This window comes from Leptospira meyeri (genome assembly GCF_004368965.1).
In the GTDB taxonomy this organism is placed as follows: domain Bacteria; phylum Spirochaetota; class Leptospiria; order Leptospirales; family Leptospiraceae; genus Leptospira_A; species Leptospira_A meyeri.
This window is the reverse complement of record NZ_SORO01000001.1, coordinates 1,378,587-1,405,586: the sequence shown is the minus strand read 5'-3', so window position 1 is coordinate 1,405,586 and position 27,000 is coordinate 1,378,587. Positions and strand designations below refer to the sequence as shown.

Genomic DNA, 27,000 nt, shown 5'->3' with positions numbered 1-27,000 from the left:
AAAATGACAAATGTCGATTTCGACTATTCTGCCATTTCAAAAAACTATTTTTCGCCAACTCAATCAAAACCTTTCCCACTTACCGTTCAAAGAGGTAACAATCTTTATAGCTCTACAACAAATGATGGTAGATATTTATTTTACGCAACAGATCAAAAAGGAAATTTCGATATTTGGTTTCGTGATTTAAAAAGTTCTGTCGTTGTGCCGGTAACAAATCACCCTTTTTCTGAATCAAAACCTTCTATATCACCTAACGGAAAGTATCTTGTGTTCGTTTCGGAGGAGTTTGACTCTGAAGGTGATTTGATTTTGTTGCCAATGGATATTGAGGAATGGACGCATGAATTGCTAAAAGGCAATCGTTTCGTTAGTGATGAATTCATTCAGCTTACCAATAAACCAAACAAAAAAGGGGAATACACCAAGGGAGTCATTGATACAGACCCTGTTTGGTCCCCAGATGGAAAAATAATCTATTTTGTTTCAGATCGTTTTACTCCTGGTTTACCAAATATTTGTGCTATTAAATTAGAAAATCAGGACAAAATAACGCAGGTTACAACTCAAGGCGCTACTTCTCCTTATGTTTCTGCGGATGGGAATCATATTTATTTTATATCATATTTTGAGGAACCTAAAGGTGAGGTTTATCGTATAGGTCTTCAAAATTCTGAAATCCAGAGAATAACAAATAATTCTTATTTAGATTTTTCTCCTACCGTTGATCCCAAATCTAAAAATTTATACTATGCTTCAATCCGAAAGGATACAAATCAAAATGGGAAATTGGATGAACGTGATAACAGTATCCTTGTTATGAAAAATTTGGAAACTGGTGAGGAACGAGTTCTATCTTCTGGTGAAACATCAAATTTTGATGTTCGTTACTCAAATTTCAATGGAGGTTCAATTCTTTTTTCTGCATCCTATTTCAATGCGATTAATATATATTTTATTCCGGAAAATGGAGCCATCCCTAAACAACCGAACATCCGTGAGCAGTATCAATATGCAAAAAATTTTTCTGCGGGACAAAGTTTAGAATCATATTTTTTGGCTTTGGATTCGGTTGAATTGTTTTACTCCGATGATCCTTTGTTTTCGGTTTATTCTGCAAGAGTAGCAATTTTAAAATATATTTCTTTGGTGCGAGTTGGGAAAAAAGAAGAAGCGCGAATCTTTTTTGAATCTTATCGTCAAAAATCAGCACTGAGCCAAAATCAATTTGCCCTTTTTTTGTTACACTGGGAGGAATCGAATCAGAATCACAAAAAATTCGACTTTTTAAAGGAAATACAGGCGGTGACTAACTCTAAGTGGACGAAAGATGCTTTGGCAATGTTATATCATCTTCATGTGGATGAATTAGAGAAAGATAAAAAAAATACCGCTGCTTTTGATAATTTGAGATTAATATACGAACGTTTTCCAGATTACCATCAAATCGATGAAATAAAGCGAAGGTTAGGTGGTTTTGAATTCCAACCTAATTCTTTAAAGTTATCACAATTATACAAAGAAATGATCCAAGGATGGGAGCAGGAGAAGGTTCGTTATTTATCAAACCCGAGTCTTCCGTTTTCGAATAATCACAAAAGGGATCTTCGGTTTCTTTTGGAAGACGTAATTCAAAAAATAACAGAAAACCGAAACAGCGATTCAATTATTGCTTACGTTGATACATTGCTTGCTGATCCAGATACCAACCAAATTCAACAATATTCTATCGCACTAAAATATCTCAAGGCCAAGGCTTTGTCGGATATTCGAAAGTTTAATGAATCAAATACAATTTTGGATTCTATTATTCCTATACCTATTCAGGTGGATTTGGAACCTCCAGGAAAACCTTCTATTTTTGAAACACCATCGTTTATTGCTGAATACAAAAGCCCCATTTTATTGCGTGCCAATTTATTAAAATATTATAACCAAAAATCTGCGGGCAATACCTCGGATGCGTTACGAAACTTAAAAATATATTTAGAGTTTTACGATCCGGTTCTTGGTGTTGATTTAGGTGAGGAAGATATTCAAAGTGCTTTCTTCTATTTCGAAAACAAGGCAGTTGAGTTCGAAAGAATTGGTGATTTACTTCAATCTTCTTTTCATTACTTCTTTAATAATCAAAACATGTTTCTTGTAAAAACTAGAAATCTATATTTAGACTCTTTATACAAAGAGTATGCAATTTATTACCAGCGAAAGATGGTGGACACTATTTTTTTGTATGGGAAAAAAATACGTGAAGAAGAAGAACGCGCTTTATTGAATCAACTTAATATCTTGAGTAAAGATAAACTGAATGTGGTAGGAAATATTTCAGGTATAACATCTTTGCTTACTGATAACGAACTGCTTCGTGGTGTTGTTGATATTAAGGATTTTGAAAAAATTGAAGTCCTCTCCGAAAAAGCGCTTAGTTGGACCGAATTATATTACAAACAAGCTGTACCTCGTGCTAGGCCATATTTGGACCTTGCTACACTTTATGGATATTCGTATTACCTGATTAATAAATATGTAACTTTTGAGTCTTATTATTATTCTACGGGTACAATGACCGATGCTCGTAAGACAGAAATTTTAGAAAACTTCAAAAGAGCAGAATTGGAACTTCGTTGGATCATTTATGCTGACCCAACGCATTATGATGCATACCAATTACTTGGTTGGCTTTATCAGTATGTTGATTTAATTAAAATGCAGAAGAACCAAAAGTCGGGGGAGGTTGATTCTGAGGTATATGAAGCACTTTATAAAAAATATTTTCCTGATAAAAATTTAGAAGCTAATATTGAGCTATATAATCAGATTTTAGTTTTTTTGGGTGATGAATACGGTGATCGTAAGGTACTCTCTGATCTTAATTTAAACCTAGGTAATAATTATTTCCTTTTAAGCAACTTTCCAAAAGCCAATGAAAGTTATCGCAAAGTTGAAGATGTATCTGCTTATTTATCTGTTAAAAATCAATTTGAAGGATATAAGCAAGAGGCAATCTATCGATTTAATTATGGGAAATCATTAATTTATCAAGGACAATATAAAAAAGCATCCGAACAATTTTCTAAATCAATAGATATTTATTTTAAAAATGAATACTACCAGTCTGTGAACACTTATGCTTCCGAACCGAATTCTTTTTCTTTAGGAAAATTAAATGAAATTCGATCTAAGTTGGCTCTTTTATTTTCATTAAAAGGTTTATCTGAATTAGAATTTGGAATTTACGAAGAAGCCATTGCTTCCTTTCAGACTGCCATCGCCTACAACAAAGATGTGAAGTTTATTAGTCCAGTTAACTTGGCAAATTATTTGGCGATTGCATTTCAAAAAATTGGTCGCTTTCGAGATTCCTATCAAATGTTAAATTTAGCAGAAAGCGAATATAACCAGAATCAAGAATCCGTTGTAACACGATTTCGAAAATGGAGTTTTTCTAATTTGTTTTTTGGTGATAGCTTTCGTGTTAAAGGGGAAGGTAGATTCCCTGGTGAGTTCCCAAATGATTTTAAATACTTATTAACCTTGGGAATTCGAATCGAAAATCATATTGAACAGGAAGAATACACTGCTGCTCTCTCAGAAATCCAAACAAGAAATGAATTAATCACCTCCAAGGATTTAGATGAGACAATCATTGGTAAAAACATTCTCGCAAAATCAAGACAGGTAGAGGCACAAATTTACCAAAGAAGTAACTTACAAGTAGAAGCAGTCGAACATTATAAAGAACTAACCAACATTCTTTTTGAAAATAAATCAAATAAGGGAATAGAAAATTTATTTCAAAATTATGCTCACTCGATTTTTTCGCTACAGGAATCCTCTGATTTTTCTTTAGAGATTAAACGTAAGTTCTTAGAGCAGTTTCTGCACCAATTAGAAATTTGGAAACAAAGAGAAGTTGCCAATTGTACCGAACCGATTGAGTTTTGTGAAAATCAATTCAGGTCAAACAATCCAAAGTTCGACATCGTATATGGAGCCACTTTGTATTATTTATCTCTTCATTTAGAGAGCGAAGGAAAAGATTTTCATCATATATTGGGGAGAGCCGTTGAGGCGTTGGAAAACCCTGGCTTGGTGGATCCTAGGATCATCGGTTTATCAAACGACCCTATTCCAAGACGAACGAGAATACGTGCTCAATTAAATCTTTATTCCGTTTACATGAAGTTAGGTGACATTTTTATGGCGGAAAAAAAATGGAAAGAAACCTCTGAGTTAGCATATGAATTTAGATTAGATGAAGAGATGTTCTGGGCGAATGCGCAGAGATTTAAGTGGGAAAAATTTAATATTGGATCTGAAAAAAAATCTAATCATTTGCTTTTTGGAAAGGAGGCTTTTCAAACTTACCAATCCAACTTAAATGTTCGTCTTTTTTCTCCTAAACATCGATTGGTTGACTTTTTGGAAACATACTCAGAAACACAGCTGACATCGAATGAAACAAAAGCTTTTGTCAATCACTGGGAGAACTTTAGAAGTCTTGAATTGTTTCGAGATTTAATCTCGGCACAATTTGAATTTGAAGATTCTAAATTGAATTTATATTATCAAGATTTAGTAAAGTGGGTTAAGGGTTATCGCAGGCTCAGTAATTTAATTTCTGAAAAGGCATTAAAACGGGAATCTGTAGTTGCTTCCTTAAAGCAACAAACATTGGAAATTCAGAATTTAGATGGAATCCTTGGGAAAATAAAACAAGTGTCACCTGAACGTTCTCCTTTTTTGGAACCAAAACGTTCTGCAACAGATTTGTTTCTAAACGGTTGGATTGGATTTTATCCTACGAATGGATCGAATGTTTTTCTTTATTTTCAGGAAGGAAAATTAAAAGCAGATGTTTGTAGGATCCAAGCTGATTTGAGCGCTTGTATTCCCAAAATACAAAACACATACCCAACCATACAGCTTATCGGAATGAAGGCAAACGGAGGTTTGGTGAAGTCTGTTTTGATGGAATACCATAAATTAAACATATACCCAACAATTTATTTCGACAGAAACCACCACGAATTATTTTCGGAAAGAACTGAACGTCGGTTGAAATGGGTAACTATCTATGGCGAAAATGAAAAGAAAAGACAAAATCAGAATGTGAGGGCTCTACCTTCTGGAAATTTGGGTATTTATTTGTATGACACCGATTACCTAGTAACAAACCGACCTCTCAGCAATCAGACAAGTTTGTTCGGTGATGAAAAATCTCAGGTGTTTCCTTTGCGCGAAATATTCCAAGGCAGCGGCTCTGAAATTTCCATGATTGGGATGAATGAAGCAAGTTTTGACACAGAGAAAGAATGGAATTTAATCAGTAAACTATTTGAAGTATTACGATCAAAACGAGTTCAGAATATTGTTTCTTATAACTCCAACAACAGCGAAGATTTTTCTTCCAAGAGGTTAGACGAATTTGCAAAAGATCCTAACCGTTTCTTGCTAGGAAATTGGAAAGAATTTTCAATTTCTAAAGATGGTTTAGAAAAAAAAATAAAACAACTGATTGAAGAAGGCTTCTTAAAAGAGAAATCGAAGGAATTTGTAGATGCGTATGAAAATTATTATACCGCATCCACTCTGTTAGATGATGGTGACCAGTTTTTACCAGGTCTTGAGTTGAAATTGGCAAAAATAAAAACGGAAATTTTCCCTAATGTTCCTAAAAAAACAATTTTTAGACCTCTTTGGATTAAATATTCTAAATCACCATTTCAAAATCAAATTCGATATGAGTATTTGGTTTCTTGTCTTTCTTCTAAGGAGAAAGAGGATTGTAAATATAACTCCTCTGATTTTATCGGTGACGAAAAGGATCTCTATTTGGGTGCCTTAGAGTTTTACTTTCAACTTCGTAGTGGGAATGTGAAAGAGATTGCCTCTAAAAATGAACTTCGATCGAAAGTAGAATCAAAAGAGGATCCTTTTTTACAAGCATATCGGTTGGGTACATTATACATCCAGAATTATATGTTTTACGAAGCAGAGTCAGAGACAAACAAACTGGCTAAACTTGCTAAAACTGCTAAAGAGAAAACAGTAGTCAAAAATCGTATTTTGGAAATATATTTCCATAAAGGATTTTTGTTAGGTGACAAGGATATTTATCTAACAACTCTCACTTCTACTTCAGCCTACAATTATGGGTTTAAAAAGGATTGGAAAAATTTTGATGAAAAAGTCCTTTCTCGGGATTTTACGAAATTTGGATATGCAGATTCCATTTATGATTCATATCGATTGAGACTATATACAGCTTGGAAAGAACAAGTCCAGACGGGATATTTTGAGCCTATGTCGTTAACACCAGAATACCTAACTAGTGGTGAATCGGTCTTGACGAAACTTTCACATTTAAACCGAACTTTATTTTATCATTTACTTTTGACTTCTATTCCATTCCAGAAAAACCAGGAAGTGAATTCATTGGTTGAGTTATTGCTTGCGGAAGAGGTGAAGGAAGGGCGTAGTTATCGAACACTTTTTTTTCGTTTGGAACTGGCAAAGGCTTTATTACTTCGTGGCGACTTTGAAATGGCTTCGTCTATGGTTTCAAAGATTCAGTCCATAGATAAAGAGTTAGGTGAAGGAAATCGGTTTTGGCAAGAAAAGTGGAATGATTTGAAATGGAAACTTGATTATTTAAAAAACCAACCTTCCTCGATTCAACATTCGAATCCATTTTTGAAGTTGTTCCAGTTGGCAAAAACCCAAAAACCTGAGGAATACATTGGCATCTTAAATGAATTTAATCGAAAAAACCGAGGAGAATTTTTAAGTCCTGAATTGAAAGAGGAGTATGAGTTTTTTTTCCATTTTCTTTTGCAACAAAGTTTAGAAAAAAATAGTTCGGAAAGTTTTTTTGATCTAGCGATTGCTCGCGATATGTTTCGATTTACTTCCAGTCGTTTTTCTGATGGAGATTTGTATGTAAAACACATCCCAAATTTTGAAGTACATTCGGAAAAATTAAAGAAAAAGATGATCGGTAAACAGGAGTTTCATGGGATTTTCGATCATGGTAAAAAAACATACCTATTAAGCTTTGCATCGGGTAAGTCTTTAGGGCGGGAAATGTTTTCTGATAACAAATTAATCTACAGAGAGTCTGTCAGGTATTTCCGATCTGCTGAATCGGGAAACCAGGAAGTGATCCTACGAGAATCTTTGGTCGATAAATATAGAACGAGTTTACGACTCAATAAGACAAGTCGTCACTATATCTATAGTTCCGGAATCCATGCAGTGGTGCCTATGGTTTTACCAGATATGGAATATTATTCTGTTGCTTCCGTTCCTGATTTTATCGCAAATCAAACGATCAAAATTGCTTCTATTTCGCCCAAAAAAACTGATGTATCCGTTCTGGGTTGGAAGTCATCTTTAGAGAACGAAATCAGTGCCAATCTTTTGTTATGGGAAACAAATGGAAAAAAAGATTCCAGTGCAGCATTTAGCGTCGATTTTGCGGAAATCGGTTGGTGTCAGAATCATTATTTATGTAGTGGTGGAACACCATTGTTTGACACGTCTGGAAGATCTGGAAGTGTCACTAAATTATATGCAAACCAAAGAATAGGAAATTCCGCTCAATATACAAATGATTTTAGTGGAGTCGCTTACTATCTAGCTCGAGAAAATAGTGGCTTGTTTGTTTTGCATTCCGGAATTCAATCTGGTGTTCATAATTTGTTTTTTCTAAAACAATTTTTGCAAACAAGTGATTTGCCAAAACCTTTACATGTTCGATTAGTAGAGGGTAAGGAAGCGGCGCGGAATTCGACAATCGATGACCGATTTTGGATTGGTTATAAGTTATATACTTCGGCCATGATTGAGGATTAAAGAGTTTCGTTTAAAAATTTTTTGCGTTCTTCCTCTGATAGATCAAAAAGTTTTTTTACTTCTTCATGAAATTTTTGGAAGTTATTGTTAGATTTTTGAAACAAAGTTTCAAAACTGACTTCACCCGAATGGTAACGAAGTGTACCTAAAAAATCTTCGTTATTCCATTCCCTTGCTAAAAATTCTTTGGATTTTTCTTCGGGGACTAATTTTTTTTGAATCACTTCTTCTTTGAATTCAACCATAAGCAAGTTTTTTTGAATTCTCTTTTGTTCATTCTCTAGAGGAGAGGCATACAGTATTTTTAATTTTTCCGCATATTTTTTCAAAAGATGCAGGGTAACTTCTCTTCTTGTTTTATCTCTACGGAATTTCTCCAAATTGGCACTTTTTTCCCCTTCCTTCTTAGTATAATATAATTCGATTCCCTTTTCTTCCACATAACTTGCATAAGACTCATTTAATATGGAATCCCCAGCGAGGTAAACAGTTGCATGTGCCATTTCATGAAAAACGAGTCCCACAAGTCGATAGTCTGGCCATTTTAACTGGGGAGACAATACTGGATCAGAAAACCAACCAAGTGTCGAGTATCCTCCGATAGGGCGGATGCGTGTGTCTAAACCTTCTCTTTTTAATTCTTTTTCTAAAGAAATGGCCATTTCTTTTTCAAAGAACCCTTTATAGGGAACAGTACCAGCAATGGGAAACCACCATGTATAAGACTTTAACTCTAATGCTTCTGAAGCACTTACATTCCAACCTATTTCTTCTCTATCTAATTTTGTATAATATTCAAATCCACCTTTTTCGTTTAGCGCGAGTTCCCCGATGGCAAACATTCTTGCTTCTCGGATTAAGTTTAATTTTTGTTTTGTTTGCGAATCCAAACCTTGGTGTTTTAGAATTTCATCTATTTTTTCACGACCCAAGATGATCGAAGATTGTTCCTTCCCCAGATGAAATAAATAAGGCAAACACCCGGAAAGAAAAAGCGGAATCAGTAAAAACAAGAATATTCGAGGAATCTTTTTGGTTCGACAAGGAAGGGGAATCGGCAAAAGTGGAAGGGGTTTTGGCATTCTATGGAAAGAAAAACTTCGATTCCGCCAGTCGTCTACATTAACTTTGCCTTAGTTTTTGTACTTTTGTTCGCAATCTTCTTTCCCGAGATTCGATCAGCTGTCACAAAACTATTTGCATCTCCTAAACCAATTTCATCTAGCAAACAAAGCCAGGCCATTCAGATCCAAACTAGTTTTCGTAATGTATATCGCGAAGCCCAACAATTTGTCGTTTCGATTCGGACCAAAAAAACAGAGATGATTTTCCATCCATATGCTTTCGGCGAAAGCAGGGAAGATCGGATTTCTTCCATTGGCAGTGGTTTTATCATCGATGAGAGAGGGTTTGTTGTCACAAACTACCACGTCATCAAAAATGCAGAGATTATAGAAATTATCATGTCGGATGGTCGCATTTTCCCTGCTCGTTATGTGGGAAGCCATGAACGGGCGGACATTGCCTTGTTAAAAATCCCAAGTAACGACCGTTTTACTCCGGCTTTTTTAGGAAATTCGGATGAAATTGAGGTCGGGGATTGGGCCATTGCTGTTGGCTCGCCTTATGGACTCGAAAAAACATTTACTGTGGGTGTGGTATCTGCCAAATCTCGAGAAGATTTGGACGAAACGGGACAAACCCATATCCAAACGGATACAGCCATCAATCCAGGCTCCAGTGGTGGCCCGCTATTGAATATTTATGGAGAAGTGGTGGGAATCAATCGTATGATTCGCTCATCGTCTGGGGCGAGCGCCGGGATAGGATTTGCAATTCCCATTAGTTATGCGAAACGGGTCCTACGACAAATCGAACAGAATGTAGGACAGAACATTCGTCCTGCCACTCTTGGTGTAATGGCCACTGCTCCGCTACCTGATCACAGGCGTTCTCTTGGAATTCCAGGAGAAACCGTTGGAGTTTTGGTTTATGACATAGAACCAAATTCTTCTGCGGAAAAAGGCGGACTGCGTCGGTATGACTTTATAGAGGGTGCAAATGGCCTCCAAATCCGCCATATCAACGATTTACGAGAACAAGTGGGACTTGTTGGTCTCGGAGGCGTCTTACGGTTGAAGATATTACGGGATACCCAAGAGATGGAATTATCGATCCCTTTGGTCGAAGCCGCCTATAAAAAGGGCCAGTAAATTTTATGAGAAGAAATATAGTCCACTCGGGTGCTGATGCACTCATTTATGAAATCCGCCAGATTGTTGCCCTTGCTAAACAAATTGAGGCAATGGGAGTTAGTATCACCTGGGAAAACATCGGTGATCCCATCCAAAAAGGAGAATCTGTACCAACTTGGATGAAGGATATCGTCAGTGGACTTGTAGCCCAAAACAAATCTTGGGCCTACACAGCGACACAAGGGGACGAAACCACTCGTAAGTTTTTAGCATCCAAAGTCAATGAACGTGGTGGGGCACAAATCACATCTGAGGACATTTTGTTTTTTAATGGTCTTGGGGATGCAGTCGCAAAAATTTTTGGTTTTATGAGACGAGAAGCAAGGATACTTGGTCCTTCTCCCGCCTATTCTACGTTATCTTCCGCTGAAGCAGCACACTCTGGATATGAACACCTTACTTATGAATTGAATCCAGATAATGATTGGATGCCTGATTTAGAAGATATTGAAAATAAAGTAAAATATAATGACTCAATCGCAGGGATTCTACTGATCAATCCAGATAATCCAACCGGTGCTGTTTATCCAAAAGAAGTCATGCGAGAGATTGTCAAAATTTGCGAAAAGTATGATATCATTTTAATCTGCGATGAAACTTATGCACATGTAAATTATTCAGAATGGGGAAGTATCCACTTATCAGAAGTCATAGGTGACAAAGTTTGTGGTTTTGCTCTCAGATCCATCTCTAAAGAATTTCCATGGCCAGGTGCTCGATGTGGTTGGCTTGAGGTTTTTAATCGTAAAAATGACCCAACTTTTGAAAGATACATTAAGTCATTATTAGATGCAAAGATGTTGGAGGTTTGTTCGACGACTCTTCCGCAACTTTCCATCCCTCTTGTTTATTCCCATCCAGAATTTTTAAACCATTTAAAATTTAGAAACCAGAAGTTTAAAAAGAAAGCAGAAAAGGCTACAAAGATTCTTACCGGGATACCTGGTGTTAAAGTCATTCAACCCAAAGGTGCTTTTTATTTAACTGTCCTCTTTGAGGACGGGGCATTGAAATCTCATATGACACTTCCAATTGTAAATACAAAAGTTCGTGATTTTGTGGCGCCCTTAATGGATAAAGCTGCTTTGGATCGAAGATTCGTATTGCATTTGTTAGCTTCTGCAGGAATCTGTGTTGTTCCTCTTAGTTCATTTTGTTGTAATCGAAATGGATTTAGAGTCACGCTATTAGAGGAAGATGAAACAAAGTTCGAGTGGATTTATGAAACTCTCGCTGACAATATCAGGAAATATTTAGCATCTTAGATGAATTCACGAGGCCGTTACAAAATTGGAATTTTTGACTCAGGCCTTGGCGGTCTATCTGTCCTTAGGACACTCTGGAAAGAAACGTCTAATATTGATTACATTTACTTTGGTGACTTAATCAATTCACCTTACGGACAAAAATCCAAATCGGAAGTCTTGGAACTTTCGAAAAATGCCTTTGAATATTTGTTAGAAAAAGATTGTGAAGCAGTTTTGTTTGCTTGTAATACGGCAACGTCGGCAGCAGCGGATTTTTTGAGAACAAAACACTCTGTCCCTATTTTTGGAATGGAACCTGCTTTGAAACCAGCAGTAGCAGAAAATCCTGGAGTAAAAATTGCGGTTTTTGCAACAGACTTAACTTTAAAAGAAGAAAAGTTTAAAAACCTGGTTTCAGGATTCCCTGCGGGAACTGAGATCCTTCCTGTCCCTTGCGAAGGTCTTGCTAAATTAATCGACAAAGATCTTTGGGAAGATGCTTGGAATTTATTTGATTCAAAAATAAAAACCGTAGTGAAAGACTGTGATGTTTTTGTTTTGGGTTGCACTCACTATGTTTTTCTCAAAGAACGAATTATTTATAATTATCCAAAAGTAAAAGTTTACGATGGTAATTTAGGCACTACATTACATATGAAACGAGTTTTGAATCTTCCTGACTTCCAAGAAAATAAAAATCAGTTGGATATTCTTTTAAATACTTCTGATTCGGACTATGTTCATTTGGCAGGAAGGATTGCAAAAACAATCACTCCTAATCACACTCTTTCGCTCATTAATACTACTACAGGAAAACTCCATGTCTAATTCAAACAAAGTTACGTATAAAGAAGCTGGCGTTGATACCGAAAAAGGGCAAGAGTTTGTTAAACGAATCAAAACAAATGTAGCATCTACGCATAACAAAAATGTTTTAGGTGGGTTAGGTGGATTTGCCGCCTGTTATGATGTTGGTTTTTTGAAGTCTTACCAAGAACCAATTTTACTTTCTGGAACAGATGGTGTTGGTACCAAGTTACAAATTGCACGGTTACTTGATATTCATGACTCTGTTGGGATTGATTTGGTCGCAATGTGTGTGAATGATATTCTTGTGAATGGTGGGAAACCATTGTTTTTTCAGGATTATATTGCCTGTGGGAAATTATTTCTGCCAAGAATGGAAGCCATCGTATCTGGTATCGTTAAGGGTTGTCAGTTGGCGGATTGTGCTCTTGTTGGTGGGGAAACGGCTGAACACCCAGGAGTAATGCCTGATGATGAATATGATTTGGCTGGCTTTGTAGTTGGTGTTGTTGAAAAACAAAAGATGATTGATGGCCGTACGATCAAAGTTGGCGATTCTATCATTGGGCTCGGTTCCTCTGGACCACATAGCAACGGTTTTTCTCTTATTAGAAGATTATTATTAAAAGATGGAAAATTACCATCTTCTACTGCGGAATTGGATTTTTTAAAAGATCATATTTTCCAACCAACAAAAATTTATGTAAAAACTATTTTGAGTTTAATTGAAAAGTTTTCCATTAAAGGAATGGTTCACATAACTGGAGGAGGATTTTATGAAAATATCCCGCGAGTATTACCCAAAGGAATTGGTGCGGAAATCACTCATCTTCCAGAAAGTTATGTTTTTTCCAAATTAGAAAAAGATTATGCATTGGATCGTCACGACATGTATGGGACTTTTAATATGGGGATTGGATACATTCTTGTAGTGGATCCATCTCATACGGATGATGTGATGTCCGAATTGAAATCTCTTGGCGAAGATGTTTATTTGATTGGTAAAACAAATTCTACAGAAAAAATTACAATTAAGTAGTTAAGGGAAAAATCACTTTAAAAACAGTTCTTCCTGGGTTAGATTCAAATTCTACATTCGCATTGTGCCTGTTTGCAATTTCTTTTACTAAATATAACCCAAGCCCGAGGCCATCTCCGGTTGTCTTTGTTGAGAAAAAAGGCATAAACACTTTTGTTTGATTTTCTGGTGAAACTCCAACTCCTGAATCTTCAATTTCTACAACAACTGTTTCTGATTTTTTAAAACTTCGAATCTGGATTGTGCCCTTGGAAGCAACCGCTTGAATGGAGTTCCAAATGATTTGGCTCCAGAGCTGAACTAAATCTCCTTGAATGCATCGAACGTTCCCACTATATTCTAAATTTAATACAAGATTGATATCACGTAAAAAATATTCCTTATAAAGGGATACTGCTGAATGAATTGTATCGGTTAATGAATAGTCGGATAATTCTAAGTTGGATTGTAGTCCTGCAAAGTTTTTAAGAGTGTATGTAATTTTTGAAAGCCGTTTTACTGAATATAAAATATGTTCGGAGGATTGTTTTACGAGTAAAATTCTTCTTAAAATTTGGAAATCCTCTTTGTTCTGAATGGTTGATTTGATTTTAGAGATGATCGGGTGAGATACATTGCGTATCCCCGAATCAACAAAGAGTTCTGCAAGTTCTTCGCTAAAAGGAAGTTCATGTTTTCTGAAACTATCAATCAGTGATATGCGAGCTTGCCTATTGGATAGTCCCGTGATGATACGAAGTCCACTAGGATCAGTATCCAGAATTAACTTAATCAATTCGCTAATACGTAATGTTTTTTCCTGGATCCTTTCTTCTTCCCATTCGGAAATTAATGTTTCTACTGATGATTTGATCATCCCAATGGGATTGTTAATTTCATGCGCAAGTCCAGAAACCAACTGTCCAAGAGAAACCATTTTCTCGCTTTGAATTAATTTTTGTTGTGCTTCTCTTAAAGCAAAAAGAGCAGAGTTCAATTCAAAATTACTAGATTGTAATTCTTTGGTTCTTGCTTTCACTTTTTCTTCTAGAGATTTATTCAATTCTTTGAGCTCTATTTCTGCTGCACGTTTTGATGTTTGATCAATTCCAATCCATATGATCTTCGAAGGTTCGCTACGGTTATCACGAATGATCCCTAGTCTCCATTCTAAAAAAAGAATTTGGTTTGTCGTGGTCACACATCGTAAAATTAAACTTTCTGCAATGTTTTGGATTTCATTAACATCATCTAACACATCTTTAAGATACTCTCTGTCTTCCGGTAATAAAATTACATCTTGAATGTATTTTCCTAAAACATCTATTTTTTGTATTCCTAAGATAGTTTCCGCAGCAGAGTTGATACTTTCAATCAATCCTTTTGCATCTGTTAACAAAATTAAGTTTGCAGCATTATCAAATACAGTGTTGTTTAAATTTTTCTCCTGTAATAAGGAAATTTCTGTTTTTTTTGATTTCGTAATATCGAGTGCCACTACATCAATACGTTTTTCGATTCCCAGTATATCAAAAGAAACATTCACATAATGTTCTGTCCAAATGAGTGAACCATTGGCGTGAATCATCCGAAGAATCACCGGCGAGTGACCAGCAAACAATTCGGCGATTTTGTGTTGGTCTTCTGGGATCACAATCTCCTTGAAAAAATCTGGATTTTCATAAAAGAAATTCAGGCCATAACCAGTGATTTCCTCCATTTTCGGGCTGATATAAGAAGTCCTTGGTTCAGGTAAAAATTCAATATTATAAATGATAGCAGGCAGTTGGTTGTACATGATGAGAAGTCGGACATTTACATCTTTGATTGTTTTCTGTAAAAGTTCTAATTCTTCTAATGATAAGTTGAGTTTTTTTGTTTGTATGTTGAAATTAAAGATTATACAGCCAACTCCAAATAAAAACATAAACAAGGTATTGATGATATAACCGAGAGGCCTATACCATTCTAAACTAAAAAGGTAGGGAAATGCAAGCCTCTGCAGGGCAATGATCAAACATGTAGTTAAAAAGAAGATTCTAAATGCTTTGGGATAGGTATTTAGTTCATAAACAATAACTCCAAATATAACAAGGACTCCTGCATTAAAGAGAGAAGATGGGAAAGCGATCCAAAAAAAACTTATTTCTGTTAATAGAAGAGTAACAAACAATAGATAAACAAAAATTGAAATAAAATATAGGTAGGTTGGTTTGATTTTCTTTGTCGCAACAGGTGCTATCGCAGCTATTAGTAGATAAGAACCAAAAATTGAACAACTTTCCGAGAAGAAAAAAAAGATCTTTTCGTTTTCTTCTCCAAAGAGATAAAGGGCAAAGTTTCTAAATACGAGAACAGCTAAAAAAAAAGCCGTATATACTAACTTCACTTCTGATTTGGAGTGTTTTGATAGAAAGTAAATTATAAACGCTAATGAAGTATTGAATATTACAGATATTATGGTAACTGCAAAGATTACGTTTACTTCCAAGGATAACATTAATATAGAAGCTCCGCTACTTGTTTGATTAACTGTTCGTTGTTGAATGGTTTCAGCATCCAGGCATCTGCACCTTGAAACAAAGCGTTAGAGATGATTTCTGGTTTGTTCTCAACAGATAAAACTAATAATTTGAAATTACTGTTCCCAACTTTTTTTTTGGTTTCGAGAATTAAATCCACCCCACTTAAACCTGGCATGTTGAAGTCAAAAATACCGAGACTAATGGATGGGTCTGCTTTCAGAATTTCTAAAGCTTCTTCCCCTGAATCGCAAGTAATGACTCTATGACCCTGACTACTCAAGGCCAATCGAACAATTTTTAAAACGGCAGAGGAGTCATCGACTACAAGAATAGATGCCATCGTTTAACTACGTTAATTGAGAAATAAGTTTAACCAAAGATTCGTTGGCAAACGGTTTTACAAGCCATCCCACTGCGCCTGCTGCCTTCCCTTTGTTTTTCATTTCATCACTTGATTCAGTTGTGAGCATGACAATTTTCATGGATTTACCATTTTCTGTTTTTAGTGCCTTTTCTGTTAACTCAATCCCAGTCATTCCTGGCATATTCACATCAAAAATTCCTATGTCAAAACTCGATGATTCAATTTTTTGAAGTGCATCTGTTCCGTTGGTAGCTGATGTAACTTCGTGTCCTTCTGTTGTTAAGACCAGGTTCAGTATTTTTAAAACTGCCGGTGCATCGTCAACTGTTAGAATTTTTGCCATTTTTATTTCTCCTTATCAAACAATGGAAATCGAATTGTTAAACATACATCTTTTGAATTTTCATTTCTAAAGTTATTCTCTATATTATAAATTTGAACATTGGATTGGTGTTGGTCTAAAATTTTTTTTACCAGTGGCAGGCCGAGCCCAAATCTGAATTGTTCAAATTTCGCGTAACTATCATCGACTACCGATGAAATTCTGAAAAAAGGTTCGAAAACGAAGGTTTCATATTTTTCTGGAACTCCACTGCTTCCATCGTCATTTTGATATGCTGGATTAATTACCTTTAATTCTAAAAAATTTTCTTTGTGAAAGAAAATTACATAAATAATATCTTTATCTCTCGAATATTTGATGGCATTGAGTAGAATTTCTCGAATGACATAGGAGAGTTTTGATTCGTCAAAACGAATTTTTTTACCTACAACTGAAGTTGGGATTTGACTTAAATTAAATTTTTGTGATTTGATTGTAAGTGCTTCGTTTAAAATTTCCATTTCTCCATTGATAATGGATAGAAGTTTTTGTGGAGATTCTTTGCTTTCAATAATTGTTTCATCATCGATGACCGATTGCGAAATAGACATGCTGTCAAACATACTTTTGGCAGCGTCATAATTCTCTACTAATAAATCCATAATGGCTTTGGGTATGGAATAATGTTTCCCTTCATCATCTAATTTGCCTTTAGATATTAGAATACTGACAACACTCATTAAAGTTCCAATTCCACTGCCTTGAAATAGATTGATATTCATTTGGTGAATGATATCTGATGCAATGTTTTCGTTTTCTTTGTGAGAAAGGGATTTTTTCCAATCAAAAATTTCAACCATACGTCTATAGAGATGATTCTCTGCTTCATTGATGAATTGAGATTTTAGTTTTGTTAAAAGGTATTGAAGAGATCTGTCTAATGTAAACTGTAACTGGTTTATTTCTATTGGTGTTTGAATAAAATCATAAACCATATGTTGTTTTAAGAGGGATGCTGTGGTATCCCATTTGGTTTTGTCAGTGATGACAAGAATTAGCGTTTGTGGAAAATGTTTGGTGAGTTCTGTAAGTTTCTTTTGTTCTTCATCATTTGTTACATCTGCAACGTGAAATATTAGAAAATGAAATTTTCCATCTTCCAAAGCTTTTGCAATTTCTTCAAATTGAACTACTCTTTCAAAGGTATAATTTATTTCCTTTAATAATTTTGCAGTGTGTTTTGTGTTTTCGCTATCAAATAACAAACTATGCGGAATCATAATGAGGCAATTTCCCTAATTTTATCTACCATCATATTTAAAGGAACTTGATAAGTGACTGCTCCTAATTCGTAGGCAACTTTTGGCATCCCATAAACAACGCATGTTTCCTTATTCTGTCCAATGGTGAGGCACCCTTGGTTTTTTAATGCCAATAGACCCGAAGCTCCGTCACTACCCATTCCTGTAAGTATAATGCCGATGCTATTCTCTGCGATTCCTAGTTCGCTTGCCGATTCGAATAAAACATCCACAGATGGTCTATGCCCATTCTTTTTATCTGTTTGGAATATTTTTGTATAATACTCTGGACCAATCTTTTGGATCCCAAGGTGGAAATTCCCGGGCGCAATGTATACATGGCCAGATTGTAAAACTTCTTTGTCTTTTGCTTCTTTCACCCGCACCTTTAAATCAGCGTTGAGTCGCTGTGCGAACAAAGCTGTAAAGTTCTCGGGCATATGTTGCGCAATCAGAATCGGTGGGAAACTTTCATCGACGTTGTTTAACAAATTTCGTAAGGCGGTTGTTCCCCCTGTTGAAGAACCAATGAAGATGAATTTTCTTTTGAAGGTTGTCTTTTGGTGATCTTTTTTTGTTGTCGGGGGTTCAGTTTGAGAGTCAAAGCTAATCTTTGTTAAATTGTAATTTAGGCTTTCTTTTAATTTTGAGAGCAAGTCTTCTTTTGTTTCAGTTAAACTTTCTGGTGTGCCTATGGGTTTGGTTACATAATCAAAGGCACCTGCTTCAAGTGCTTCCAAAGTTATACTAGCCCCTTCTGTGGTTGAGGAACTAAACATAATCACTGGCATAGGATATTGTGGGAGAAGTTTTTTTAGAAAAACAATTCCATCCATTCCCGGCATATGAACATCTAAAGTCATCGCCTCTGGTTGTTTTTCTACTATGAGATCTCTGGCTTCATAAGGGTTTGCTGCTTCTCCTACGACTTCCCAGTTAGAATCAGATTCAATCCAACGTTTAATCATACTGCGCACAGATTTTTGATCATCCACAACAATGACTGTATGTTTCTTCATATTGTAACCGACGATAGATGGTTGCTAATTAGTTTTCTTACATCAAGAATTAAACCTGCATGGCCGTTGCCAAGTATGGTGCAACCGGCAAGACCATTGATGTTTTTAAATATTGGTGATATGGGTTTAATCACAATCGATTGGTTTCCTAGGATTTCATCAAAAACAATCCCCATTTGTTTTTCATGTGATTCTGTAACAATTAAGTATTTTTCTTTAAGATACCTTTGATCGTTTAAATCGGAATCTTTTCCGAATAATAAGTTTATATCGACAATGGAAATCTGGTTGGTTCTATATTGAATACTATGGTTATTCTTATATAGTTCGTTGATAGGTTCATTGGAAAGAAACATTGATTCCTTTACATCTATGGAAGGTAAGATAAAATAAGTATCCGACTTTCGAACAACGAGTCCTTCAATGATGGCAAGAGTCAAAGGGACTCGAATGAGAAATGTTGTTCCGTAGCCATAATTCGAAAATACATCGACGAATCCTTTTAATGTGGTTACATTTTTTCTAACGACATCTAGGCCAACACCTCGTCCGGATAAGTCGGTAACTTGGTTTGCTGTAGAAAAACCTGGATGAAATAAAAATTCCCAAACATCTTTGTCTTCAAGATTTTCTGTTTCCGATTGATGGATGAGTCCAAGTGATATCGCTTTATTTAAAATTTTTTCTCGATTTAAACCTTTTCCATCATCGCATACTTCGATCCATACTTCTTTACCTGATTGATTCGCTGTTAGTTGGATTGTCCCTTGAGGTTGTTTGCCGGCTTCTTTTCTTTCTTGTGGTGTTTCTAATCCGTGATCGATGGCATTTCGAATGATGTGGACTAAGGGGTCATACATTTCTTCAATGATGGATTTATCTATTTCCGTATCTTCTCCGGAGATGCTAAGTAACACCTGTTTGCCTGTTTTTTTTGCAGTGTCTCTCACAAGACGTTCCATACGGGTGAAAATTCCGGCAATCGGAACCATTCTTAAACTAAGAGTGATTTCCTGAAGATTTCTAATTAATTTTTTTAACTGGAGAGCCGTTTTTTGAAAGTTTTCTAGTTTGAGTTTTGTGATATCTGGATGATCGGTTACCATCGGTTCGGTGATGACTATTTCTCCAACAATGTCGAGAAGAGAATCTAACTTATCTGTATCAATTCGAATATCTTTTTTGATAATAGATTTTTTTTCTGTTTTTAAAATTTCCTCTGTTTTTTTAAGAGATTCTTTCCCAAAAGGTTCTTCTTGTTTTGCAAATAATCCAAACTCTTCATTTGGTAATTGTTTAGAGTCATTTGAGAACAGCCCAAACTCTTCGTTAGTATTCGGTGCCGAATTTTCTATGAATAAACCAAACTCTTCATTTTGATTTTTGTTCTCCTTTGTTTCAGAAAACAATCCAAACTCAGACTCATCCTGTTTAGGCTCTGAGGTTTCTATTGTTTGAATTTGTTTAACACGGATTAAATCATTTTTGTCGTTCAATTTTTTTAAGAATTTGGTTTGTTCCTCGTTAAAAAAATCGCCACCAGATGGAGACGATTCTTCGTGTTCCACTAACTCGTTCAAGTGGTCGAGGGCAGTGATCAGTAATTCTAAAGTGTCTTCGTCTTGTGCTTCTGGATTGTTTCGCAAATAATCGAGGAGATTTTCGGCTGCATGGGCCATTTTTACAATGGCAGATAATCCAAAAAAACCAGAGCTCCCTTTGATGGTATGGAAATGTCGAAATAATGTATCAAGCAGTTCTCTTTCTACTAGGCTACCATCTAACGTTGATTTCTCGAATTGTAGGAGTTCCTTTTCGATGTTTTCAAGTGTTTCCCGTGCTTCTAACAGATATTCTAATACATCGTCTCTTTCCATGGATTAATTTCCCGGAATGTCCTTAATCAAAACTGTTTCTTCTTCAGTCAGTAATCTTTGTAGATTGATAAGAATCTTTACTGAATCACCTACTCGTCCAGTGGCGTAAATGAATCGAGAAGATTTTGATTCTCCAATTTTTGGAGCTAAGTCAATATTTTCTGAAGGAATCCTTAAAACATCGTTAACCGTATCTACGATCAAACCAAGTGGTAAACCATCCAACTCAACAAGAAGGACACAAGTTCTTTCATGATAAGGTTTAAAAGGCATATCAAACCGCAATCGAACATCCATCACTGGTATGATTTTTCCTCGTATATTGATCACACCTTTCAGAAAGGGTGCCGTACCTGGGATTGTAGTGATGGCAGGGAGTGCCAATATCTCTGTTAGGTGACGAACTTCAAATGCATAATCCCTATTTTCCAAGCTAAAACAAAGATACAAATCTTTCATGGTATCTTCGTCTGCACTCATATCCCACGATTTTAATTGCTGATTCATCACTGGCCTACAAAACAATTCTTGGTCTTTCGACCCGAGTAAGGGCTGTTGATTTAGATCCATCATCTTTTAGCTTAAAACTCATGATTACAGACCGCATAATTTCAACTTGTCGTTTTAAGGTTTCGCTTGATGCGGCCACTTCTTCGGCAGAAGCCGCAGTAGTTGAAGTAACGGTTGTTACCTGGTCTATGCCTTGGGTGATTTGTAAAACAGCAGATTTTTGTTCATGAATGGATAAGGCTAAATCTTTTGTGAGATTACTTACGTTCTCTGCACTATCAGAAATTTGGCCAAGAACTTCGGCGGTTTTTTCCGTGGCATCGTTTCCTAGTTTTACTTTTTTCATCGAAGACTCAATGAGTAGGGTGGTTTCATCAGCAGCATTTGCACTTTTTTGAGCAAGGTTTCTAACTTCTTCTGCGACGACAGCAAATCCTTTTCCATGTTGACCAGCTCTTGCTGCTTCAACTGCTGCATTGAGTGCTAAGATATTGGTTTGGAATGCTATATCATTGATGACCTTGTTAATTTTTGAAATTTGGTCAAAGGAATTACTAATCTCTCCCATTGCAGAGACTAGATCCTTCATTTTTGAATTTCCTTCTAATGCTTGTTTTGCGGTTGATTCCGAGAATTCTGTCATTCTTTCTGCATTTTCAGCATTTGCAAGGAAACTGTTGCTTATTTCTGTGAGGGTTGCCGAAATTTCTTCTACAGCACTAGCTTGTTCGCTGGCTGCTTCCGAAAGGGAAGTGCTGGCATCCGCTAATTGTTGGGCTCCCAAATCCACTTCTTGTGAGGAAAAATAAAGTTTTTCTACTACATCAGATAGGTTGATCAGCATACGACGCAAACTCAGACCCAGTTGGTCTCGTTCTGATTTGAGTGTGACATCGGCACTGAGATCTGAATTAGCAATTCGTTCTAAGTGTTCTGCTCTTTCTTTGATAAAAGAAACAAGTTCCATAAAAGCTTGTGAAAGTTGTTGAATTTCGTTTCCTTCTAAGTGTTTTGCATTGGCATGAGTTTTATGTTTTGTTTCTAAATCAACATCCAGATCCCCGATGGATACTGTTTGTGCTACCTCCACAATTTTTTTCATAGGAGCAGCAATGGAATCAGAGAAAAAGATCGCAATGACAAAAACCAAAACGAAAGCAATGGCTACAACTGCAGTGACAATGGCCAGAGAACTTTTGAACTGTGCTTCCGATTTATGATATTCTTCTTTGGCCACTTTTAGTTGAACACGAATCAAATCATCTAAGTGGTGAGTAAGTGGTTCAAAGATGGGGTACATATCCACAGTGACAAACTTTTCTAATTCAACTTCGTTTCTTGTTTCTAGGAGGATACGAAGTTGTTTGACTCCTGCTTTGAGTGGTGGAAATTCTTTTTCCATCTGATCGATGATCGCTTTTTCTTCAGGAACAAGATAGGTTCCTAAATAAACTTTCCAAACTGCATCTGCTTTCGTTTCTGATTCTCTGATTGATTCAAGTGCTTCTTCAACAGTAATTTTTTTGGCGCGGACCTTATTGGCTGAATCTACAATTCCAATCAAATAGGCATCAGAAACTTCTTTGATTTGACTAATTGGAACCACTCTGTCTTCAAACACAGTATGAAGTGACGCTAAAATTTGACGTGCAGAATAGAAGCTAGCTCCTGCGACAACAATCATCAAAAGAATGGTTACCATAAAAGCCAAAAGTAATTTGACTCGAATTTTAAGATCGTGAATCCATTTCATAGTTTTTCCCTAGAGGTGGACGGAATTCTAATTCATGAATTTGGTTAGTCAAGCGTTTCCTAATATTAAATAATAAAAAACAGAAATAGCTAAAAAAGTACTAAAATGTTTTCGAATATCCTAAGCTAACATAGAATAAATGAGATGGGATTCTTTGTAAGGTATATGATTCCCTGAGCCAGGTTTTTGCAAACGCATCTATAAGGGAATTCCCAGTATTGATTTGTTCGATTGAGTTAAGAATTGAGGTATTGTCCGCACCATAAATCCGAGAAGGATTGGTAACTTTTCCATCTTCCGAGCTTCGGTTCCAATGTGCTTTGTTTGGATCCCCTCCTGCATATCCATAATAATTATTTGTGTCCCAAAGGTAGAGGTCAGGACGAAAGATATGTGCGAGTTTGATAAAAAAATCTCCAAAGAAGAAGGAAGTGGAAGTGGTGACGTCTTGGATTCCGTTGCGATTATCAACCGCATTATTGCTCATGGCATAACCCAGATTGAAATGAGGCATAATTCTAAAAAATTCCTCCTTGCGAAATGTATAGGAAGCACTCAAAGAAAGATAATTTTTTCCAGACATAAGTCCACCATTCTCAGTAGAATACTGTGTGTAGTAGGAGAGGGTAGGATTCACAATTTTTAGAAAGGGGAGTTTCCATTGAACAAAATACTCGTGCCAAACAAGTCTTGTGATGGCGTCCGGATTATTCGCATTTTGTGTGTTAGATGGTCCTCCGGAAACGTAAGGATTCTGTTTTTGCGTATTCGGAGCAAGAAGTGAACTTGGTGTTTTTTGGAATGTATTATAAAACCAAATCCCAACTACAAAATCTCCATACCGACTGGGATCAAAATGATAACTCATAGAAAAAAACATTCCATCCGATCGACTATTACCGTTCGGTTCTTTTTTAGGGCCATAACCTTCATTGGGACTGTATCCCATACAGGGATCAGAACCATTTCCACCACTAGAGACTCTTTCTTGGATGGAACGAACACAAGGGTCTTGTTCGTACGGATCAAAGAATTTTGGTTCTTCTCCCAAATAAGAGGGTCCAACCCCACCAGGTTTTGATTGGAAAATGCGCCTATCCGAATCTCTATCGTCTCTATTTGTTAGTTGGAAGTTTCCAAAAAGTGACCATTGGAATTTTTTTTCCGGCGACCAAACAGTGATGGATGGTTGGAGTGCGGGGGCATAAGTAAAACTTTGGTAACTCGCACCATTCCTTCGGTTTTCGGCTTCACCTGCGAATGAATTCCCTCGCCAAAGAAAGTCCGATACAATTTCTGTATTGGTTTCAATGAGTAGGGGTTTGGTATCATTAGAAACAGTTTCCGAATGAAGAGAAAGAGAAACCATGAAAATCAAAAAAAGAAAGCTATAGACTTTGATTTGCGAAAATGTTCTGGAATGTTTCACGAAATCTTCTCCCTCCTTCTTTTCGAATCGGATCAAGTAGGACTATTTCCGAAATTCCATTGGAAGTCAGGATGACTTTGTATTCGTTTTTGTATAAAAAAACATGTACATATTGTGCAAATGCTTCCGCATACGTATCATCCGCATTTGTTGCTGCATATAATGATACAAACCCTGTGTTGTTTAGTTTTTTATAAATCAGTTTGCCTTCAGGAAATAATGATAGGGTAGGAGTATTTTGATAAAATTTGATCTTGTTTCTTTCGGGAAAAAAAGTTGCTTCGTATGGAGAGTAAGTTTCTGACCACCAAATCCCATCAAAGAGAGGAAAATTCCTAAAATCTCTTTGGGTTTCTGAAAAGTCAGGTGTATGCCCTTGTACGACAGATAAAATATGTCCTAATTCATGTAAGATGATGAAACGTAATGCGATTTGTTTGGAATTCGAATGATCCAAATGGACTTGGATGGAGTGTTCTTTGGTAGGAAGGAAGGCCGTAGTTTCTTTTTTGGTTGCCCAATCATTACAGCCATCCATTAGTAAATTAGAATCTAGAAAAATAATGCCACCAATGGGTTTACCTTCTTCATTTCTCACAATCCCAGTGAGTCCAGTAGAACCTAAGTCGGTAACAAAATAAATTCCATACACGAGAGAGTTGGTAAGAACGTTCAATTCTTTCGGCATTGATTGGAAGATTTGATTTAATTCCACTTTCCAAGGGGATAAATCCTTAGTTGGTTTGGGAATGTCGGTAATTTCATCAATAGCATTGATGGTTGTGAGTGTTTCCAATCGTTTGGAATCCAAAGGATAAACTCTTGTATTCCATGTGCCTTGGATCTGCGGAAGATTCTTCGATTGTAATCCAATATTATTTTTTGCCCAATGGGCGTACGGGTTTTGAGGAAGGGAAAACGAAGTGGGTATGCAGAGCCAAAAAAGGAAAGGAACTAAGGATATGATGTAAGGATTCGATCGCATTTGCCGATTGTATTTCTATATGAAAGGATTTGTTGGTCTATGCTTTTTTTTACCCGGAATCCTTTTCGCTGAAATCAATCCGTGGAATTTACGACCTGATGTTCGGATTTTAACTAGAAAAGAAGTATCTCATATTGTGATGGAAAGGAGACCTGACCACTACCGGGTGACACTCATCGTTTCCGAACGATTCCCTTACAATTACAAAGCCCTTTCTCACCCTTTTTTCTTACGAATGGAAGATGAGAAAAAAGCGTTCGAACTTGCGAATCAAATGGACAAGTATTTGGATTCCGGAAAACCTTTCACCATCACCTTGAATGGATCAGAGATCCAAACTTTGGTATGGGGAGAACCCTGATTGACACGTTCGTTTTATTTATACTTTAAAGAAATCTTTCGTAAACCTACTAAATCAGAATGGGAGATTTTAAAGTTAGTAGAAGCCCGCTATGATAAAGAATATACGTTTTATATTTTTATCACTCATATCATTGTTTATTCCTTATTAATTGCACCTCCGTTTTCTGAAATTCAAATGCGAATTTTGCCTTATCTTCTGGGTGTATCGATAGCTCGGTTAATTTTACTTTTACAGTTTTATACAAAGAACATTCCCATCCAAAGAGTCATTTACTTCAGTGGATTTGTTGGTGATGGATTGGTATATGTTGTTTTTATGATGGGAATCCATTCTTTCCCATCCCTTGGTAGTTTTTATTTATTAAATTCCTATCTCATGTCTTTTATTTTCCCCATTCTTTTGTATAGCACAAGGCTTGATCCCAAGGCATGTATTTTGAGTGCTTTTTATTTTTCTATATTACATATTATTTATATATTCAATTTACCTTCTTCTGTTTCGGATCAATTTTCTTTTTTTAGTAAATACTTTTTGATTTTAGTGTATTGGGGAAGTGCCACACTCGGAACAGTTTTTGTCTTAAACAAACGAAAGGACACCACTGACATGTACAGTCTTTCTGAAGAAAGAAGGTTCATGTTACACGAGTTAGAACTTGCAAAAAAAGTACAAGATGCACTCTTTCCTGGAAATATCAAAATTCCCAGTCTAGCATTTACTTATTATCGAAAAAGTCCCAATGTGATCGGGGGAGACTTCTTTGATTTTGTACAACTTCGGGAAGGAAACGTTGGAGTTTTTTTAACAGATGTGGCTGGGCATGGAATTTCTTCCGCAATGGTTGCCTCCATTATGAAGGTCCTTGTTTCTACCATTCCCTATCGTTTTAAAACGGCACCAGCCAAACTGATGGATTATTTAGATGATCGTTTGGCCCATGACTTGAACAAATACCATGCCTCCGCCATTTATTTATTTTTCGATTTTATCGAGAAAAAACTAACCCTGGGAAATGCTGGTCATCCCTATTTGATTTTGGCTCACAAAGGAGAAGACTTTCAGGAATTGGAAACCCAAGGAGCCATTCTCGGTTTTAATATTAAAATCCCACCGATTTCCGAAAAAACGATACCCATTGCTCCAGGAGATCGTTTTTTTATTTATACAGATGGGCTCATAGAATCCACAGATCCAGAAGGAAATTCTTTAGGAACAGAAGGCCTACTTGCACTTCTCAATCGACATAGACAAAGTTCTAATATCAAAGAACTTGAACTTTGTTTGCTCACCGAATTAAAAGCCAACTACGGACTCGATAGTTTTTCTGATGACACCATGTTTCTCATATTGGAAGTAGAAGAATAAGG

The 27,000-nt window shown here is 36.3% G+C and carries 18 protein-coding genes; 7 read left to right on the top strand and 11 right to left on the bottom strand.

Annotated elements, in window-relative coordinates; all coding sequences use genetic code 11:
- Positions 1–3: 3 nt before the first annotated feature.
- Positions 4–7,857, top strand: a complete 7,854-nt coding sequence (locus tag CLV96_RS06515) for a PD40 domain-containing protein (RefSeq protein WP_004784386.1) — start codon at positions 4–6, stop codon at positions 7,855–7,857.
- On the opposite strand, the gene CLV96_RS06510 is transcribed toward CLV96_RS06515, so the two are convergent.
- Positions 7,854–8,939: an aminopeptidase gene (locus tag CLV96_RS06510; protein ID WP_004786302.1), complete on the bottom strand. Its 1,086-nt coding sequence runs from the start codon at positions 8,937–8,939 to the stop codon at positions 7,854–7,856. The genes CLV96_RS06515 and CLV96_RS06510 overlap by 4 nt on opposite strands.
- 3 nt (positions 8,940–8,942) lie before the next feature.
- Between CLV96_RS06510 and CLV96_RS06505 the strand changes: the two genes are divergently transcribed.
- Genes CLV96_RS06505 through purM form a run of 4 tightly spaced genes read left to right on the top strand, consistent with a single transcriptional unit; the run spans position 8,943 to position 13,205 of the window.
- Complete coding sequence (locus CLV96_RS06505; protein ID WP_004784920.1) at positions 8,943–10,070, top strand: S1C family serine protease; 1,128 nt, start codon at positions 8,943–8,945, stop codon at positions 10,068–10,070.
- Between the two features lie 5 nt (positions 10,071–10,075).
- Positions 10,076–11,377 carry a pyridoxal phosphate-dependent aminotransferase gene (locus CLV96_RS06500; RefSeq protein ID WP_004785511.1) on the top strand — a complete coding sequence of 434 codons (1,302 nt, stop codon included), beginning with the start codon at positions 10,076–10,078 and terminating at the stop codon, positions 11,375–11,377.
- Positions 11,378–12,187 carry a glutamate racemase gene (gene murI / locus CLV96_RS06495; protein WP_004787517.1) on the top strand — a complete coding sequence of 270 codons (810 nt, stop codon included), beginning with the start codon at positions 11,378–11,380 and terminating at the stop codon, positions 12,185–12,187.
- Positions 12,180–13,205 (top strand): phosphoribosylformylglycinamidine cyclo-ligase, encoded by a 1,026-nt coding sequence (purM, locus tag CLV96_RS06490; RefSeq protein WP_004784305.1) that lies wholly within the window; start codon positions 12,180–12,182, stop codon positions 13,203–13,205. The genes murI and purM overlap by 8 nt, the downstream gene beginning before the upstream one ends.
- On the opposite strand, the gene CLV96_RS06485 is transcribed toward purM, so the two are convergent.
- The 10 genes from CLV96_RS06485 to CLV96_RS06440 form a co-directional block, all read right to left on the bottom strand.
- Entirely contained in the window at positions 13,198–15,684 is a 2,487-nt protein-coding gene (locus tag CLV96_RS06485; protein ID WP_040917285.1) for an ATP-binding protein, read from the bottom strand. The genes purM and CLV96_RS06485 overlap by 8 nt on opposite strands.
- A complete protein-coding gene (locus CLV96_RS06480; protein ID WP_004787315.1) occupies positions 15,684–16,049 on the bottom strand; it encodes a response regulator in 366 nt (121 codons plus the stop codon). The genes CLV96_RS06485 and CLV96_RS06480 overlap by 1 nt, the downstream gene beginning before the upstream one ends.
- A gap of 7 nt (positions 16,050–16,056) precedes the next feature.
- Positions 16,057–16,416: a response regulator gene (locus CLV96_RS06475; protein WP_004787467.1), complete on the bottom strand. Its 360-nt coding sequence runs from the start codon at positions 16,414–16,416 to the stop codon at positions 16,057–16,059.
- Between the two features lie 2 nt (positions 16,417–16,418).
- Entirely contained in the window at positions 16,419–17,675 is a 1,257-nt protein-coding gene (locus tag CLV96_RS06470) for an ATP-binding protein (RefSeq protein WP_004786735.1), read from the bottom strand.
- Positions 17,672–18,715 (bottom strand): protein-glutamate methylesterase/protein-glutamine glutaminase, encoded by a 1,044-nt coding sequence (locus tag CLV96_RS06465; RefSeq protein ID WP_004784918.1) that lies wholly within the window; start codon positions 18,713–18,715, stop codon positions 17,672–17,674. Before CLV96_RS06465 ends, CLV96_RS06470 begins: the two co-directional genes overlap by 4 nt.
- On the bottom strand, positions 18,712–20,592 hold the full coding sequence (locus CLV96_RS06460; protein ID WP_004786011.1) for a chemotaxis protein CheA: 1,881 nt from the start codon (positions 20,590–20,592) through the stop codon (positions 18,712–18,714). Before CLV96_RS06460 ends, CLV96_RS06465 begins: the two co-directional genes overlap by 4 nt.
- 3 nt (positions 20,593–20,595) lie before the next feature.
- On the bottom strand, positions 20,596–21,099 hold the full coding sequence (locus tag CLV96_RS06455) for a chemotaxis protein CheW (RefSeq protein ID WP_040917286.1): 504 nt from the start codon (positions 21,097–21,099) through the stop codon (positions 20,596–20,598).
- Positions 21,100–21,106: 7 nt separating this feature from the next.
- Positions 21,107–22,855 carry a methyl-accepting chemotaxis protein gene (locus tag CLV96_RS06450; RefSeq protein ID WP_004787455.1) on the bottom strand — a complete coding sequence of 583 codons (1,749 nt, stop codon included), beginning with the start codon at positions 22,853–22,855 and terminating at the stop codon, positions 21,107–21,109.
- A 100-nt stretch (positions 22,856–22,955) separates the two neighbouring features.
- Complete coding sequence (locus CLV96_RS06445; RefSeq protein ID WP_004784154.1) at positions 22,956–24,284, bottom strand: hypothetical protein; 1,329 nt, start codon at positions 24,282–24,284, stop codon at positions 22,956–22,958.
- Positions 24,244–25,269 carry a hypothetical protein gene (locus tag CLV96_RS06440; RefSeq protein ID WP_004785374.1) on the bottom strand — a complete coding sequence of 342 codons (1,026 nt, stop codon included), beginning with the start codon at positions 25,267–25,269 and terminating at the stop codon, positions 24,244–24,246. The genes CLV96_RS06445 and CLV96_RS06440 overlap by 41 nt, the downstream gene beginning before the upstream one ends.
- 19 nt (positions 25,270–25,288) lie before the next feature.
- Here CLV96_RS06440 and CLV96_RS06435 point away from each other — a divergent pair, with 19 nt between their 5' ends.
- Together CLV96_RS06435 and CLV96_RS06430 are read left to right on the top strand one after the other, a co-directional pair.
- Entirely contained in the window at positions 25,289–25,630 is a 342-nt protein-coding gene (locus CLV96_RS06435; RefSeq protein ID WP_004786771.1) for a hypothetical protein, read from the top strand.
- Complete coding sequence (locus CLV96_RS06430) at positions 25,631–26,998, top strand: PP2C family protein-serine/threonine phosphatase (RefSeq protein WP_004787678.1); 1,368 nt, start codon at positions 25,631–25,633, stop codon at positions 26,996–26,998. It abuts the gene before it with no gap.
- The last annotated feature ends 2 nt before the right edge of the window (positions 26,999–27,000 follow it).